Raw genomic sequence first — 14,118 nt, 5'->3', positions numbered from 1 at the left:
GGCCGTACACCGGTCAGCGGCGCGGCCCTCGAGGAAAGACGCTAGGTAACCCGGTCGGCCAGGACAATGCCCTGGTCGCCGCGCCGGGCTGTCCGGGCAGCTCAGGGCAGCATGTCCGGATGTTGTCCGACCATCTCGGACAGTCGCCGGGAGCCGATTTGCCCTCGCGTGCACGGTGTCTGGAGAATCGGACGATGACCACGGGGGAGCTACGCCCGGACGACGCGTCCGACCCGGCCGAATTCGTCGAGATGCTGCGCCAGCTCAAGGACCGGTCGGGGCTCACCTACCGGCAACTGGAGCAGCGTGCCGCGTCGACGGGCGACGTGCTGGCCCGCAGCACCGCGGCGGACATCCTGCGCCGGTCCACACTGCCGCGCCCCGAGGTGGTGGCCGCGTTCGTGCGGGCCTGCGGCGCGGGAGATCAGGTCGAGACGTGGTTACGGGCCCGGCACCGCCTCACAGCTGGTCAGTTGGCCCCGCTGTCGCCGGCGGCGGACCCGCCGCCGGCCGACGCTGTCACGACAGTGGCCCCGGCACACTCTGGCCCGGCCCGCCCACGTTGGTTCGCGCGGCCCGCGCCGCTGGCGCTGCTCGTCGTCGCCGCCGTGCTGGCCACGCTCGGCGTGGGCTTCTGGATCGAGCGACGCGACGACGAGCAAGGAAAGGCCCCCGCATCGGCGGGTGACGGTGCCCGTTTTCCGAGCGCGGGGCTCAGCCAGATCCGCCCCGTCCGCAGCCCGCACCTCTGCCTCACCGAGGGTCGCGACCGCACCGGGAGGTACACCAAGGAGATAGCGGTCCAGCGGCCCTGCTCGGAGGCCACCCCACCGGACACCTCGCTGGAACCGGTGGCCGACGGAATGTTCTTCATCCACTGGGTCCACCCGGTGCTCGGGAAGGGCTGCCTCACCATCCGCGAGGAGGATCCCGGCCGGGACCTGCTCGAACCCTGGAACGAGAAGGATTGCAGCGCGGACAGGCCGAAGCAGGTGTTCCACTTCGAACCGGCCGGGGCGACGCCCGGCGCGTACCGCATCCGGCCCGACCGTAGCGAGTTGTGCGTCGGCCTGCGCGACGACGACAGCGACGTGTCCGACGCGGCGCTGGTCGAGCCGTGCACCGGCGGCTCGGATCAGGTGTTCCTCGTCAACTCGCTGCCCGGGAACTGACGTCGGCGTCGCTCAGCGCGCGGGAGGCACCTGATCCCAGCCGGCGGGCAGTGGGGGCGCCATCCAGGCGGGGTCGGGCTGCCAGGTGGCCCACGACGGGTCCCACCAGCGCTCACCCCCGTCGAGCAGGGCGGCGATCCGGTCACCCTCGGCCTGGATGGCGTCTCCCATGCCCGGGTAGCGCCCCTCGACGAGGCGCTGGGCGAACATCTCCACGTCCTTCCAGACGTAGCGGTCAGCGTCCGCGGCCCACCACAGGTCCAGTTCGTGGTCCAGGGTGTCCACCCCGATCGGGGTACGCCGCACCGGGTCCTGGAGGTTGAAGTACCAGCCGGCGAAGTCGCGCCCCGGCCCGGTCCAGAACACGTCGATCGAGTGCGCCTCACCGGGGCGTTGCAGCATCAGCTTGCCGTGCCCGGACCAGGAGCGGTGCCCGGCGGCCTCCCACGGGTGCCGCCCGCAGGGAAAGACGCCAGTGTCCGGAAAGCCGAACTCGGCCCCCGAGGGGAGGTAGAGGGCGAGCAGGTCAGGCGAGTCCTCGACGCAGATCGTCGGGCAGCCGAACCAGACCTCACCCCGCAGCACCTCGCGCCGTACCACTGTGTCGCCAACCGCGAACCGTTCCACCACCCCGCACCCCTCCCTCGCCGCGATCTTGCACTTCCTGTTGACGATATGCGCCACGTGACCCGGTCTGTCGGGTCAGAAAGTGCAAGATCGCGGCGGGGTGAGGCGGGGAAGGGGTGGGGTCAGGCGTCGACCGCCGCCATCACGTCGTCACTGACGTCGAAGTTGGCGTAGACGTTCTGAACGTCGTCGCAGTCCTCCAGGACGTCGATCAGCTTGAAGATCTTGCGCGCGCCCTCTTCGTCCAGCGGCACGTTGACGCTGGGGATCAGGGAGGACTCGGCCGACTCGTACTCGATGCCGGCGTCCTGCAACGCCGTGCGCACCGGGACCAGGTCGGTCGGCTCGGAGACCACCTCGTACGCCTCGCCGATGTCGTTGACCTCTTCGGCGCCGGCGTCCAGGACGGCCAGCATCACGTCGTCCTCGCTGGTGCCCTCCTTGGGGACGATCACCACGCCCTTGCGGGAGAACATGTACGACACCGAGCCGGCATCAGCGAGCGAGCCGCCGTTGCGGGTCAGCGCGGTCCGAACCTCGGTCGCCGCCCGGTTGCGGTTGTCGGTGAGGCACTCGATGAGCATGGCCACGCCGCTCGGGCCGTACCCCTCATACATGATCGTCTGCCAGTCGGCGCCGCCGGCCTCCAGGCCGGAGCCACGCTTGACGGCGCGATCGATGTTGTCGTTCGGCACCGAACTCTTCTTCGCCTTCTGGATGGCGTCGAAGAGCGTCGGATTGCCGGTGGGGTCGCCGCCGCCGATCCGCGCGGCCACCTCGACGTTCTTGATCAGCTTGGCGAACATCTTGCCGCGCTTGGCGTCGATGACGGCCTTCTTGTGCTTGGTCGTCGCCCACTTTGAGTGGCCGGACATCTTCTACCTCCGTTGCTACCCGCCGTCTGCATCGACCGCACCGCACACGCCCCGCTCCCGCCGGCGCACGCGGAGGTGCCGGTCAGCTCTGGTGGAAGCCGTGGCGGGCAGATGGCCCTGCCGAATCTCCGCAATCCTACCGACGTCCCCCGGGTCCCTGTCATGCACCGCGCACGGCACTACCGCCCGGCCCCGACGGACCAGGGCAGACGGGACAAAAAACCCCGGATCCGGGAAACGACAGCGGCGAGCATCATGGACAGCCCGGCGCGGTCGGCCGCCATTCAGCAGGCGGCGCGGACCAGGTCCACGAAGTACGCGTGCACCCGCAGGTCACCGGTGAGCTCCGGGTGGAACGAGGTGGCCACCAGGTTGCCCTGTCGCACCGCAACGATCCGGTCGGCGGCCGGGCCGTCGGACACCACCCCGATGACCTCGACGCCGGCACCGACGCGCTCGACCCACGGCGCGCGGATGAACACCGCGTGGAACGGCTCGCCCGGCACCCCGACGACGGTCACCGGCGCCTCGAACGAGTCGACCTGCCGGCCGAACGCGTTTCGCCGGACGGTCATGTCGATGCCGGCGAAACCGCGCTGATCGGGTCGGCCGTCGAGCACCTCGGTCGCCAACATGATCATCCCGGCGCAGGAGCCGTACACCGGCATGCCGTCGGCGATCCGCTTGTCGATCGGCTCGCGCATCTCGAAGATGTCGGCGAGCTTGCTCATGGTGGTGGACTCGCCGCCAGGGATGACCAGACCGCCGACAGCGGCCAGCTCCGCCGGACGGCGGACCGGGCGAGCGTCCGCGCCAGCCGCGGCCAGCGCCGCCACGTGCTCACGAACGTCGCCCTGGAGCGCGAGCACACCGATCACGGGTGCCGTCATGATCGCACTGTTCCTCTCCGTGTCACGCCGCCGCGGCGGGGCGCGTCGACCGTCCTCGGCCCTGACGGGCCGACAGTCACCAACCGCGCTCGGCCAGGCGGTGCGGCTGCGGGATCTCGTCGACGTTGATGCCGACCATCGCCTCGCCGAGGCCCCGGGAGACCTTGGCCAGCACGTCCGGGTCGTCGTGGAACGTGGTCGCCTTGACGATCGCGGCGGCCCGCTGAGCCGGGTTGCCCGCCTTGAAGATGCCGGAACCGACGAAGACACCCTCCGCGCCGAGCTGCATCATCATCGCCGCGTCGGCCGGCGTGGCGATCCCACCCGCGGTGAACAGCACCACCGGCAGCTTGCCGCTCTCGGCGACCTCCTTGACCAGCTCGTACGGGGCCTGCAACTCCTTGGCCGCGACGTACAGCTCGTCGGCCGGCAGCGAGGACAGCCGGGCGATCTCCTGGCGGATCTTCCGCATGTGGGTGGTGGCGTTGGAGACGTCACCGGTGCCTGCCTCACCCTTGGAACGGATCATGGCCGCCCCCTCAGTGATCCGGCGCAGCGCCTCGCCCAGGTTGGTCGCGCCGCAGACGAAGGGCACCGTGAACGCCCACTTGTCGATGTGGTTCGCGTAGTCGGCCGGGGTCAGCACCTCGGACTCGTCGACGTAGTCCACGCCGAGCGACTGGAGGATCCGCGCCTCCACGAAGTGACCGATGCGGGCCTTGGCCATCACCGGGATGGAGACCGCCTCGATGATCCCGTCGATCATGTCGGGGTCGCTCATCCGGGACACCCCACCCTGCGCGCGGATGTCGGCGGGCACCCGCTCCAGGGCCATCACCGCGACGGCGCCGGCGTCCTCAGCGATCTTGGCCTGCTCGGCGTTGACCACGTCCATGATCACGCCGCCCTTGAGCATCTCGGCCATGCCGCGCTTCACGCGGGCGGTGCCGACGACGGGGGCGGTACCGGTGTTCGAGGCGGTGTTTTCGGGCACGGGTCATCGCTCCTTGGAGGGGCTCCTGGGGGTGGCAGCGGAAATGCTACGCGTGGGTCAACGCCGCACCGACAGCCAATCAGACCCCCGGTGGCCTGCCCTGTGGCGCTGGTCACCGGCTCGCCCGCGCCCATCCGGGAGCAGGACGTCAGGCGGCGGGGACGTCCGCCGGCACGACGAGGGTCGGGTCGTCGATGTCGAAGTAGCGCGGCCAATCCCGGCCCCGCCCCATCCGCAACAGGCGCACCAGCGGCCGGCTGCGCGCCGAGCGGGCGTCCCGGACCAGATCCGTGTGCACCTGCCGGGACAACGCGAGCCGACGACTCGCGGCGATGACCGCCACGCAGTCCGGGTCGCCCGGGTCCAACTGGACGCCGCGCAACTGGCGGGTGAGGTCGTTCTCGGCCGCCTCCCGCTCGTCCGGGCTGGCGTCCAGGGCGATCCGGGCCGCCGCGTACAGCTCGACGCCGAAACGCCGCTCAGCCAGGACCGCGGCTGCCGCCGCGCGGCGCAGCAGGTGGGCGTCGAGAGCCCGCGCCGCCAGCTCCGCGCGAGCCTGTAGTCGCTCCACCCGGCCGGCGGTCCAGATGAGGTACGCCGCGACCAGCCCCACGACCACGCTCGCGGCCACCACCCACCACATGTGCGGCATCGTAGTGCTGCTCCGTTTCGTCCGATTGGGCGCGGCCGGACCGGTCCCGCCGGTCACCGCCGCACCATCCGTCACACCGGCTCAGCTCAGCCCCACCCATTCCTGGTCGATGACCCGCCCGTCGGTTGCCTCGATCGCCGCTGCGTATACCTCCAGAACGCGGCGGGCAACCACCGGCCAGTCGAAATTCGCGACCACCTGATCGCCGCAGGCACTCAGCGTGGCCCGCGCGGCCGGGTCGTCCAGCAGCTCGGCCAGCACGTCACGCAGCCCCACCGGGTCGCCAGTGGGGAAGAGCCGACCCGCCCGCCCACCGTCGAGGACCCGCCGGAACGCGTCCAGGTCACTGGCGATGACAGTCGTACCCGCGGCGAGGGCCTCGGTGAGGATCATGCCGAACGACTCACCCCCGGTGTTCGGCGCGACGTAGAGGTGCACACTGCGCAGCATGCGCGCCTTGTCCGCTTCGCTGACCAGGCCGAGGAACGTGATCTGCTCGTGCAGTTCGGCGGGGAACTGGTCGAACAGGTCGTCGGGGTCACCCGGGCCGGCGACGAGCAACCGCAGACCGGGCCGGGTGGCGGCCAGCGCCACGAAAGCGTCGCGCAGTACCGGGAAGCCCTTGCGTGCCTCGGTGAACCGGCCCAGGAAGCCGAGCGTGCCGCCGGTGCCGACCGCGCACTCCCCCGGCCAGCCCGGCAACGGCTCGGCGTCGGCGAACTTGGCCACCGCCACCCCGTTGGGGATCTCCACCGCACCGCCGTCCATGTGCTCGACCTGCACCTTGCGGGCCAGCGCGCTCACCGCGATCCGGGCCGTGATCCGCTCCAACACGATCTGGAGCACACCCTGCGCGGCGGCGAGGACCCGTGACCGGGTCATCGCGGTGTGGAACGTGGCCACCACCGGGCCACGGGCGGAGAGCACGGCCAGCAGCGACAGACTCAGCGTGAGCGGCTCGTGTACGTGCAGCACGTCGAAGTCGCCGTTGGTGATCCACCGCCGCACCCGGGCGGTCGACACCGGGCCGAACGCGATCCGGGCCACCGAACCGTTGTACGGCAGCGGGACGGCCCGCCCGGCGGACACCACGTACTCCGGCAGCGGCGAGTCCTCGTCGGCCGGCGCGAGCACGCTGACCTCGTGGCCCAGCGCGATCAGCGCCTCGGCGAGGTCCATGACGTGGTTCTGCACCCCACCGGGCACGTCGAAGGAGTACGGGCACACGATGCCGATCCGCATCCGTCAGCCCACCTCCTCAGGCCGGGCCGGAGGCCGACGAGGGCAGCGCCGCGCCCTCCCCCGACCTCGCCTGGTCCAGCCACATCCGCTGCAACATGTGCCAGTCTTCCGGATGGCGGGCGATACCCGCCGCCAGACCGTCGGCGATCAGCTGGGTCAGCGACCGGACCCGCTGGTCCAGCGGTCCCGCCTCGGGGCCCGGCACCGGCAACGGACCAGCCAGCGAGGCGCGGGCGGCGTCCGGTTCGTACCACAGCGAGGCCACGTAGAGCGGCGCGCCGGTGTGCAGCGCGAGCAGCGCCGGCCCGGCGGGCATCCGGGTCTTCCCGCCGAAGAAGTCCACCTCCACGCCGCGGGCGGAGAGGTCCCGGTCAGCCAGCAGCGGCACCACAGCACCGGCCCGCACCCGGTCCAGCAGCACGTCGAACGCCGGACGCGGCCCCCCGTGGGTCGGCAGGATCTCCATCCCCAGACTCGCCCGGAAGGCCAGGAAACGCTTGTAGACGCCCTCCGGCTTGAGCCGCTCCATCACGGTGGTGATCGGCCAACCGGTGGCCGCCACCCAGGCGCCCGCGGCATCCCAGTTACCGGCGTGCGGCAGGGCCACCACCGCGCCCCGACCGGCGGCCACGTCGGCGGCGAGCAGCTCGGCGCCGTCGAGCCGGAAACCGGACAGGATCTGCGACCGGCTCAGGGCGGGCAGCCGGAACGCCTCCATCCAGTACCGGGCGTACGAGCGCAACCCGCGCTTGACGAGATCGTCCAACTCGGCGTCGGGCAGCTCCGGGCCGACCACCCGACGCAGGTTCGCGCGCAGTCGGGCCGTACCCCCGCCGCCGGCGCGGTGGGCGCGGTCCGCGCCCGCCTGGAACGCCGCCGCCACCAACGGCCGGGGTAGCGCGCGGACCACCCGCCACCCGGCGATGTAGCCCAGCTCGGTGAGGTTCACGCGACTCGGCCGCCGGTCGTTCGACGCCGGGTCGCCGGCACGCCACTCACGCCTGGCCGTCCGGCTGGAGCTGCTGGGCCTGGCGGTAGACGTGCGTCATCCGCTGCCCCACCGTGAAGATCGACACGGCGGCGAGCAGCCAGAGCGCGATCTCCAGGGCCGGATCGAGACCGACACCGGTGAGGATCCCGCCGACCCCGACGATGAGCAGTCGCTCGGTGCGTTCGGCGATGCCCACGTTGCAGGTCATGCCGAGCCCCTCGGCACGGGCCTTGACGTAGGACACCAGGCTGCCGGCAGCCAGGCACACCAACGCGGCGGCCACCCCGGAGTAGTTGCCCTGCGTGGCCAGCCAGTACGCGACCGCGCCGAAGACGGCGCTGTCGGCGACCCGGTCCATGCTTGAGTCGAGGAACGCGCCGAACTTGGTGGAGCCGCCGCTCATCCGGGCCATCGTCCCGTCGAGCAGGTCGGTGAGCGCGAACAGGGTGACGATCAACGCGCCCGCGACCAGGTGGCCGCGGGCACCGAAGCCGAGCGCGCCGACGAGCACACCAACGGTGCCCGCGACGGTGACGGCATTGGGGGTGACGCCCGCGCGCAGCAGGGCGCGGGCAATCGGCTCGACGACGCGGGTCATCCCCGCGCGGGCCGACACTTGGAAGATCTTCGCCATGGCGGTCCCCACGATAACGGTCCGCCCAGCTCCGGCGATACGGACGGTACCGCCGACCCGCCCGGGGGAGGCTTGTGCCTACCCGGCAACGGGTGTGAGATCGAGCCGGGAGGTGAGCCAGCTCACCCGTCCGCCCGTCCCGTTCCCGCTGTGCAGCAGACCACCGGAGGATATCGCCGCGCACTCGCCCCGGGCCGCTACCCGTCGCGCGGCGGTCGCCACCACCACCGGCTGAGGGAGGTGCGCCCCATGGCGCAGAAGAGTCACGAGAAGGGTTCCACCGGCGGCACGCCGGTGGTCACCGAGCCCGAGCGGGTTCGCAACGTGGTGCTCGTCGGGCACTCCGGGGCGGGCAAGACCACACTGGTCGAGGCCCTGCTCGCCGCGACCGGCACGATCGGCCGCGCCGGCACCGTCGTCGACGGCACCACAGTGGGCGACCACGACCCCGCCGCCGTACGTCAGCAGCGCTCGGTCAGCCTGTCCTGCGCGCCGCTGCTGCACAACGGCATCAAGGTCAACCTGCTGGACACCCCCGGGTACGCCGACTTCGTCGGCGAGCTGCGCGCCGGGCTGCGAGCCGCCGACGCCGCGCTCTTCGTGGTCTCCGCCGCGGGCGGCATGGACGCGGCCACCGTGGCGCTCTGGGAGGAGTGCGCCGCCGTCGACATGCCCCGCGCGGTCGCGGTGGCCCGACTGGACCAGCCCCGCGCCGACGTCGACGAGACGGTGGCGCTCTGCCAACGCCTCTTCGGCGACAACGTGATGCCGCTCTACCTGCCGATGCTCGGCGACGACGGGGTCTCCACCGAGGGGCTGCTCGGCCTGATCACCCGTCGGGTCTTCGACTACAGCGCCGGGCTGCCCGCCGACGTCCGCGACCCGGACCCGGAGCACCAGCGGGCCATCGACGAGTCCCGCGACGAGCTGATCGAGGGGATCATCGCCGAGAGCGAGGACGAGACCCTCATGGACCGCTACCTCGACGGCGAGGAGATCGGCGACGAGGTGCTCATCGACGACCTGGAGAAGGCCGTCGCCCGGGGCCACTTCTACCCGGTGGTGCCGGTCTGCGCCCAGACCGGTGTCGGGCTGGACGTGCTGCTGGAGGTGCTGACCGCCGCGTTCCCGTCGCCGCTGGAGCACGAGCTGCCGGCGGTGACCGGCGTGGACGGCTCGCCGCGTCCGCCGCTGAGCTGCGACCCGGCCGGGCCGCTGGTCGCCGAGGTCGTCAAGACCACCATCGACCGCCACGTCGGCCGGGTCTCGCTGGTCCGCGTCTTCTCCGGCACGCTGCGCCCCGACCAGAGGGTGCACGTCTCCGGGCACGGAATGGCCGAACGCGGGCACCCCGACCACGACGCCGACGAGCGGGTCGGGCACATCTTCACCCCGCTGGGCGCCACACTGCGGGAGGTGTCGCTCTGCGTGGCCGGTGACATCTGCGCGATCACCAAGTCGGGCAGCGCCGAGACCGGCGACACCGTCTCGACCACTGACGACCCGCTGCTGATCGCCCCCTGGGAGATGCCGGAGCCGCTGCTGCCGGTGGCGATCGCCGCCCGCAGCCGCGCCGACGAGGACGCCCTGGCCCGCAACCTCGCCCGCCTGGTCGCCGGCGACCCCACGCTGCGGCTGGAGCGCAACCCGGAGACCCATCAACTGGTGCTCTGGTGCATGGGCGAGGCACACGCGGACGTGGTGCTCGACCGGCTGCGCGCCGGCGGCGTCGAGCTGGACACCGAGCCGGTCAAGGTGTCGCTGCGCGAGACGCTGACGGTGCCCGCGAAGGGGCACGGTCGCCACGTCAAGCAGTCCGGCGGCCACGGCCAGTACGCGGTCTGCGACATCGAGGTCGAGCCGCTACCCCGCGGCAGTGGCTTCGAGTTCGTCGACCGGGTGGTCGGCGGCGCGGTGCCGCACACCTACATCCCATCCGTGGAGAAGGGCGTCCGTGCCCAACTGGAGCGCGGGCTGGTCGCCGGGCACCCAGTGGTGGACCTGCGGGTGACCCTGGTCGACGGTAAGTCGCACAGTGTCGACTCCTCCGACGCGGCCTTCCAGACCGCCGGCGCGCTGGCGCTGCGCGACGCCGCCGAGCGCGGCCAGCCGGCCCTGCTGGAGCCGATCGACGAGGTCACCATCCGGGTTCCGGACGGCTCGGTGGGCACGGTGATGGGCGACCTGTCCGGCCGACGCGGCCGGGTGCTCGGCACCGAACCGGACCCGGACACCGAGGGCCGCACCCTCGTCCGCGCCGAGGTGCCGGCCACCGAGCTGCTTCGGTACGCCGTCGAGCTGCGCTCCATGACGGCCGGCACCGGCACCTTCCGCCGTCACTTCGTCCGCCACGACCCCATGCCCGCCCACCTGGCCGACCAGACCCGCAAGGAACACACCGCCTGACCCCCACGCCGTGCCGCGAACAGCATTCGGCGGAGTGCGGGCCGGGTGGGAGACAGCTCGATCGGCCGTCGCCCACCCGGCCCGCCCGGAACCTCAGCTCGGCCCGCTCAGCCGAAGAACGACCTCAGGTGCTGGATGAGCACCTGGGGCTGCTCCTCCACGAAGTAGTGCCCGGTGTTGGCGATCTGTACCAGCTGCACGTTGGTGGCCTGCTGGCTGAGCGTCGCGGCAAAGCTCGGGTAGAAGATGTCGTGGGCGATACCTAGGACCGGGACGGTCACCGGCGCGTACGTCTCGTTGTCGACGATGTCCTGGCCCAGCGCCTTGTACCAGCCGTTGCCGCCCCGGATGGCGTCCGGAGTTGAATACGCCTGGGCGTAGACGGCCCTGTCGAAATCGCTTATGGCTTGCTTGTTGACCAGGAGGTTGTCGAACATCCAGTCGACGAGGAAGCGGGACCGGCCCGTGATGAGCTGCTCCGGCAGCTGTGACACCTGATTGAAGGCGAACCACCAGGGGTGGAACGGGGCACCCGGCGCCGGCAGCATCCGGAACTCGTAGTAGTTGCTGTTCGGGTGTTCCACGTCCAGCATGGCGATCTTGTTGACGACCGTGGGGTGGTTCGCCGCCATGCTGTAGGCGACCATCGACCCCATGTCGTGACCCACGACGTTCACCTTGGTGTAGCCCAGCGCCCTGGCCAGCGCCGCGATGTCTGCCGCCAAGGTCTTCTTGTCGTACCCGGACGCCGGCTTGCTGGAGCCGCCGGCACCGCGCAGGTCGACGGCGATCACGCGGTATCGGGTGGCCAGCGCCGGCATCACCTTGTGGTACTCCCACCAGGTCTGCGGCCAGCCGTGCAGCAGGATCAGGGGCGCCCCACGCCCACCGGCGACATAGTGCAGCCGGACTCCGTTGACCTCCGCGTACCTGCTCGTGAACCCCCCCGGAAGGGTGGCTGCGAGGTCGGCGGCGGCCGGGGCGGCGGCCTGTGCACCGTCGGTGGACGGTGCGGCCTGTGCCGCGGTGCCGGTCGCCACTGCGGCGACCGCGCCGGCGCCGAGCGCGATCAGCTTCCTTCTGTTCATCGAAGACACGCATGCTCCAGTTCTCTAGATGTGACATGCATCCTTGCCGATTTCAGGTAGATGCAGGATTGCGCCAAGGTCATGGATGCCCGATGGTCGATCGGGAATGACCGATGGGATCTAATTTCCTGCGCTTGCGTCCGATGGCCGGGACGGCCATCGGACCGGGCAGGCGACGACCTCAGCCCGGCTGCCATCCGGCCTTCGCGGCGCCCGCAGAGCTCCGGCCGGCACAGCCCTCAGGGGTGGACGGTGGGGTGGGTCGGGCGGGGCCAGTGGGGGCGGTCGGCGTCGCGCAGGGCCGCGGTGCGGACGGCGGCGAGCTGACGCTCCACCTCAACGAACTGGTCCGCCGGCAGCGGGCCCCGGTGCAGGGCTGCGGCGTTCTCCTCGACCTGGGCGACCGTACGGCAGCCCGGGATCGGGATGGTGCGGCCGCTGCGCGCCCAGATCCAGCCCAACGCGCCCTGGGCGAGGGTGCGCCCGTCGGCGGTGAGCGCGGCACGGACCGCGCCGACCCGGCGCAGCCACTCCGGTGCCGGCCGGCCGCCCCGGAACCACTCCAACCAGCCCGGGGCCAGCCCGCGTACGTCGTCGCGGGGCAGCGTCGACGCGGCCGTGTACTTGCCGGTGAGCAGCCCCATCCCGAGTGGACCGGTGTTGACGCTGGCCAGGTCGTACTTGTCGCAGACGGCGAGCAGCTCGGGGGCGTCACGCAGCACCGACAGGGCGTGTTGCACGGCGGTGGCGCCGGCGGCGGCGTGCCCGAACGCGGCGGCCCGGTCGGGGCGGTCGGTGCTCCACCCGTACGCGCGGATGAGGCCCTCGGCCACCAGGTCCTCGCAGGTCCCGATCAGCGCCTGCGCCCTCGGCGCCGACAGGTCGGCCAGGTGCAGCTGATAGAGGTCGATCCGGTCGGTGTCCAACCGGCGCAGTGAGGCGGTCACGGCACTGCGCAGGTACGCGGGCGAGGCGTCCTCGCCGGTGGCCTGCCGGCCGGCCTCGTCGAAGGTGTAACCCCACTTGGTCGCGATCACGGCGTCGTCGCGGCGACCGGCGAGCGCACGACCGAGCACCCGCTCACCGTGCCCGGCCCCGTACGTGTCGGCGGTGTCGAACAACGTGATGCCCAGGTCGAGTGCCCGGCGTACCGCCCGCACCGACTCGTCGTCGTCGACCGCACCCCAGCCCAGCGGCTGGGTGCCCTCCGCCCAGGGCCCGCCGATCGCCCAGCACCCCATGCCGAGGGCGCTGACCTCGATGCCGCTGCGCCCCAACACCCGTGTCGTGACTGCCATCGGCCGATCGTGCCACCTTCGGCGGGCCGGGGCGTAGCAGATCCGCGGGCGGACACGGGGGTGCACGGAGACGGTAACGGTGCGGCATGATCAACGCCATGCGACGGCTCGGGGTGGACATCGGTGGAGTGATCATCGAGCCGGCCGACGACGACGCGGACACGTCGTTCTTCGGCGCGCACTACCTGCGTACCCCGGCCGTCGTCGGGGCGTTCGACGCGCTCGCGGCGCTCGGCCCGACGTTCGACGAGGTACACCTGGTGTCCAAGTGCGGGGAGGCCACCGAGCGGCGTACCCGGGAGTGGCTGGCCCACCACGACTTTCCGGCCCGCACCGGCATCCCGGTCGAGCGGGTGCACTTCTGCCGCACCCGACCGGACAAGGCGCCGATCGCCGGGCGCCTCGGCCTGACCCACTTCGTGGACGACAAGCTGGAGGTGCTCGGCTATCTCGACTCGGTGCCGCACCGCTTCCTGTTCCGGCCCCGCAAGGCCGAGGTCGCGGCACACGCCGCGCTGCTGCCCCGCGTACGCCGGGTGGAGAGCTGGTCGGAGCTGACCCCGCTGTTGCGCGCCGACTAGCCGGACCGGTGTGGAGGCCGCGCGACCGGCGCGGCGCGGCCGGCGGCGGTCAGGACGGCCAGGCGCGGGCGAGCAGGTCGCGGGTGTCGCCGAGCAGCTGCGGCAGGACCTTGGTGCGGCCGATCACCGGCATGAAGTTCGCGTCGCCGCCCCAGCGCGGCACCACGTGCTGGTGCAGGTGCGCGGCGATGCCGGCGCCGGCCACCCCGCCCTGGTTCATGCCCAGGTTGAAGCCGTGGGCGTTGCTGACCTTGCGGATCACCCGCATGGCGGTCTGGGTGTACGACGCCAGCTCGGTGGTCTCCGGCACGTCCAGGTCGGTGTAGTCGGCGACGTGCCGGTAGGGGCACACCAACAGGTGCCCCGGGTTGTACGGGTAGAGGTTGAGCACCACGAAGACGTGCTCGCCCCGGGCCACCACCAGGCTCTCCTCCGGGGGCAGCTTCGGCCCCCGGCAGAAGGGGCACCCGGTCGGCTTCTCGTAGCCCTCGGCCGGGCGGTCCTCGCCGGAGATGTAGGTCATCCGGTGCGGCGTCCAGAGCCGCTCCAGGCCGTCCGCCATGCCGTCACTGTCCGTGTGCCGTTCCGCCCCTGTCACGAGCCGATCCTACGGAGCCCCGCGGGCACGCCGCGACACCCGCCTTCGGGAAACCCGGGACTGCAAGTTC

General features: G+C 71.8%; 14 protein-coding genes. 3 read left to right on the top strand and 11 right to left on the bottom strand.

What is annotated here, in order from left to right:
- Nucleotides 1-194: 194 nt before the first annotated feature.
- Nucleotides 195-1,172, top strand: coding sequence for a helix-turn-helix domain-containing protein (locus NIE111_RS03305; protein ID WP_238682966.1), 978 nt, complete (start codon nt 195-197; stop codon nt 1,170-1,172).
- Between the two features lie 12 nt (nt 1,173-1,184).
- Here NIE111_RS03305 and NIE111_RS03300 read toward each other — a convergent pair whose 3' ends face one another.
- From NIE111_RS03300 to pgsA, 8 genes are all read right to left on the bottom strand, one after another.
- Nucleotides 1,185-1,799, bottom strand: coding sequence for a ribonuclease FAU-1 family protein (locus NIE111_RS03300; protein ID WP_238682965.1), 615 nt, complete (start codon nt 1,797-1,799; stop codon nt 1,185-1,187).
- A 122-nt stretch (nt 1,800-1,921) separates the two neighbouring features.
- Entirely contained in the window at nt 1,922-2,674 is a 753-nt protein-coding gene (locus NIE111_RS03295; RefSeq protein WP_238682964.1) for a YebC/PmpR family DNA-binding transcriptional regulator, read from the bottom strand.
- Nucleotides 2,675-2,958: 284 nt separating this feature from the next.
- Entirely contained in the window at nt 2,959-3,564 is a 606-nt protein-coding gene (gene pdxT, locus NIE111_RS03290) for a pyridoxal 5'-phosphate synthase glutaminase subunit PdxT (protein ID WP_238682963.1), read from the bottom strand.
- Nucleotides 3,565-3,640: 76 nt separating this feature from the next.
- A complete protein-coding gene (gene pdxS / locus NIE111_RS03285; protein WP_266303041.1) occupies nt 3,641-4,558 on the bottom strand; it encodes a pyridoxal 5'-phosphate synthase lyase subunit PdxS in 918 nt (305 codons plus the stop codon).
- 148 nt (nt 4,559-4,706) lie between these two features.
- Nucleotides 4,707-5,210: a hypothetical protein gene (locus tag NIE111_RS03280; RefSeq protein WP_238682962.1), complete on the bottom strand. Its 504-nt coding sequence runs from the start codon at nt 5,208-5,210 to the stop codon at nt 4,707-4,709.
- 81 nt (nt 5,211-5,291) lie between these two features.
- Entirely contained in the window at nt 5,292-6,452 is a 1,161-nt protein-coding gene (locus tag NIE111_RS03275; RefSeq protein WP_238682961.1) for a glycosyltransferase family 4 protein, read from the bottom strand.
- A 16-nt stretch (nt 6,453-6,468) separates the two neighbouring features.
- On the bottom strand, nt 6,469-7,401 hold the full coding sequence (locus NIE111_RS03270) for a phosphatidylinositol mannoside acyltransferase (RefSeq protein ID WP_238682960.1): 933 nt from the start codon (nt 7,399-7,401) through the stop codon (nt 6,469-6,471).
- 46 nt (nt 7,402-7,447) lie between these two features.
- Entirely contained in the window at nt 7,448-8,077 is a 630-nt protein-coding gene (gene pgsA / locus NIE111_RS03265; protein ID WP_238682959.1) for a phosphatidylinositol phosphate synthase, read from the bottom strand.
- A gap of 249 nt (nt 8,078-8,326) precedes the next feature.
- Here pgsA and NIE111_RS03260 point away from each other — a divergent pair, with 249 nt between their 5' ends.
- Entirely contained in the window at nt 8,327-10,483 is a 2,157-nt protein-coding gene (locus tag NIE111_RS03260; RefSeq protein WP_238682958.1) for an elongation factor G-like protein EF-G2, read from the top strand.
- 107 nt (nt 10,484-10,590) lie between these two features.
- Here the strand turns inward: NIE111_RS03260 and NIE111_RS03255 are convergent, their stop codons facing one another.
- Both NIE111_RS03255 and NIE111_RS03250 read right to left on the bottom strand, forming a co-directional pair.
- Complete coding sequence (locus tag NIE111_RS03255; protein WP_238682957.1) at nt 10,591-11,571, bottom strand: alpha/beta fold hydrolase; 981 nt, start codon at nt 11,569-11,571, stop codon at nt 10,591-10,593.
- A gap of 239 nt (nt 11,572-11,810) precedes the next feature.
- Nucleotides 11,811-12,869, bottom strand: a complete 1,059-nt coding sequence (locus NIE111_RS03250) for an aldo/keto reductase (protein WP_238682956.1) — start codon at nt 12,867-12,869, stop codon at nt 11,811-11,813.
- 86 nt (nt 12,870-12,955) lie between these two features.
- On the opposite strand from NIE111_RS03250, the gene NIE111_RS03245 reads away from it, so the two are divergent.
- Nucleotides 12,956-13,450, top strand: a complete 495-nt coding sequence (locus NIE111_RS03245; RefSeq protein ID WP_238682955.1) for a hypothetical protein — start codon at nt 12,956-12,958, stop codon at nt 13,448-13,450.
- Between the two features lie 49 nt (nt 13,451-13,499).
- Here NIE111_RS03245 and NIE111_RS03240 read toward each other — a convergent pair whose 3' ends face one another.
- On the bottom strand, nt 13,500-14,012 hold the full coding sequence (locus NIE111_RS03240) for an HIT family protein (protein WP_196930193.1): 513 nt from the start codon (nt 14,010-14,012) through the stop codon (nt 13,500-13,502).
- Between the last annotated feature and the right edge of the window lie 106 nt (nt 14,013-14,118).

It is taken from the genome of Micromonospora hortensis, assembly GCF_022230935.1.
Taxonomy (GTDB): Bacteria; Actinomycetota; Actinomycetes; order Mycobacteriales; family Micromonosporaceae; genus Micromonospora; species Micromonospora hortensis.
The sequence above is the reverse complement of the archived record's forward strand: the minus strand, read 5'-3'. Positions and strand labels throughout refer to the sequence as shown.

Bases quoted from the DNA above. Each gene is read 5' to 3' on its own strand.
- NIE111_RS03305 (WP_238682966.1), top strand. From the start codon at position 195: ATGACCACGGGGGAGCTACGCCCGGACGACGCGTCCGACCCGGCCGAA.
- NIE111_RS03295 (WP_238682964.1), bottom strand. From the start codon at position 2,674: ATGTCCGGCCACTCAAAGTGGGCGACGACCAAGCACAAGAAGGCCGTC.
- pdxT (WP_238682963.1), bottom strand. From the start codon at position 3,564: ATGACGGCACCCGTGATCGGTGTGCTCGCGCTCCAGGGCGACGTTCGT.
- NIE111_RS03280 (WP_238682962.1), bottom strand. From the start codon at position 5,210: ATGCCGCACATGTGGTGGGTGGTGGCCGCGAGCGTGGTCGTGGGGCTG.
- NIE111_RS03275 (WP_238682961.1), bottom strand. From the start codon at position 6,452: ATGCGGATCGGCATCGTGTGCCCGTACTCCTTCGACGTGCCCGGTGGG.
- pgsA (WP_238682959.1), bottom strand. From the start codon at position 8,077: ATGGCGAAGATCTTCCAAGTGTCGGCCCGCGCGGGGATGACCCGCGTC.
- NIE111_RS03260 (WP_238682958.1), top strand. From the start codon at position 8,327: ATGGCGCAGAAGAGTCACGAGAAGGGTTCCACCGGCGGCACGCCGGTG.
- NIE111_RS03255 (WP_238682957.1), bottom strand. From the start codon at position 11,571: ATGAACAGAAGGAAGCTGATCGCGCTCGGCGCCGGCGCGGTCGCCGCA.
- NIE111_RS03250 (WP_238682956.1), bottom strand. From the start codon at position 12,869: ATGGCAGTCACGACACGGGTGTTGGGGCGCAGCGGCATCGAGGTCAGC.
- NIE111_RS03245 (WP_238682955.1), top strand. From the start codon at position 12,956: ATGATCAACGCCATGCGACGGCTCGGGGTGGACATCGGTGGAGTGATC.
- NIE111_RS03240 (WP_196930193.1), bottom strand. From the start codon at position 14,012: ATGGCGGACGGCCTGGAGCGGCTCTGGACGCCGCACCGGATGACCTAC.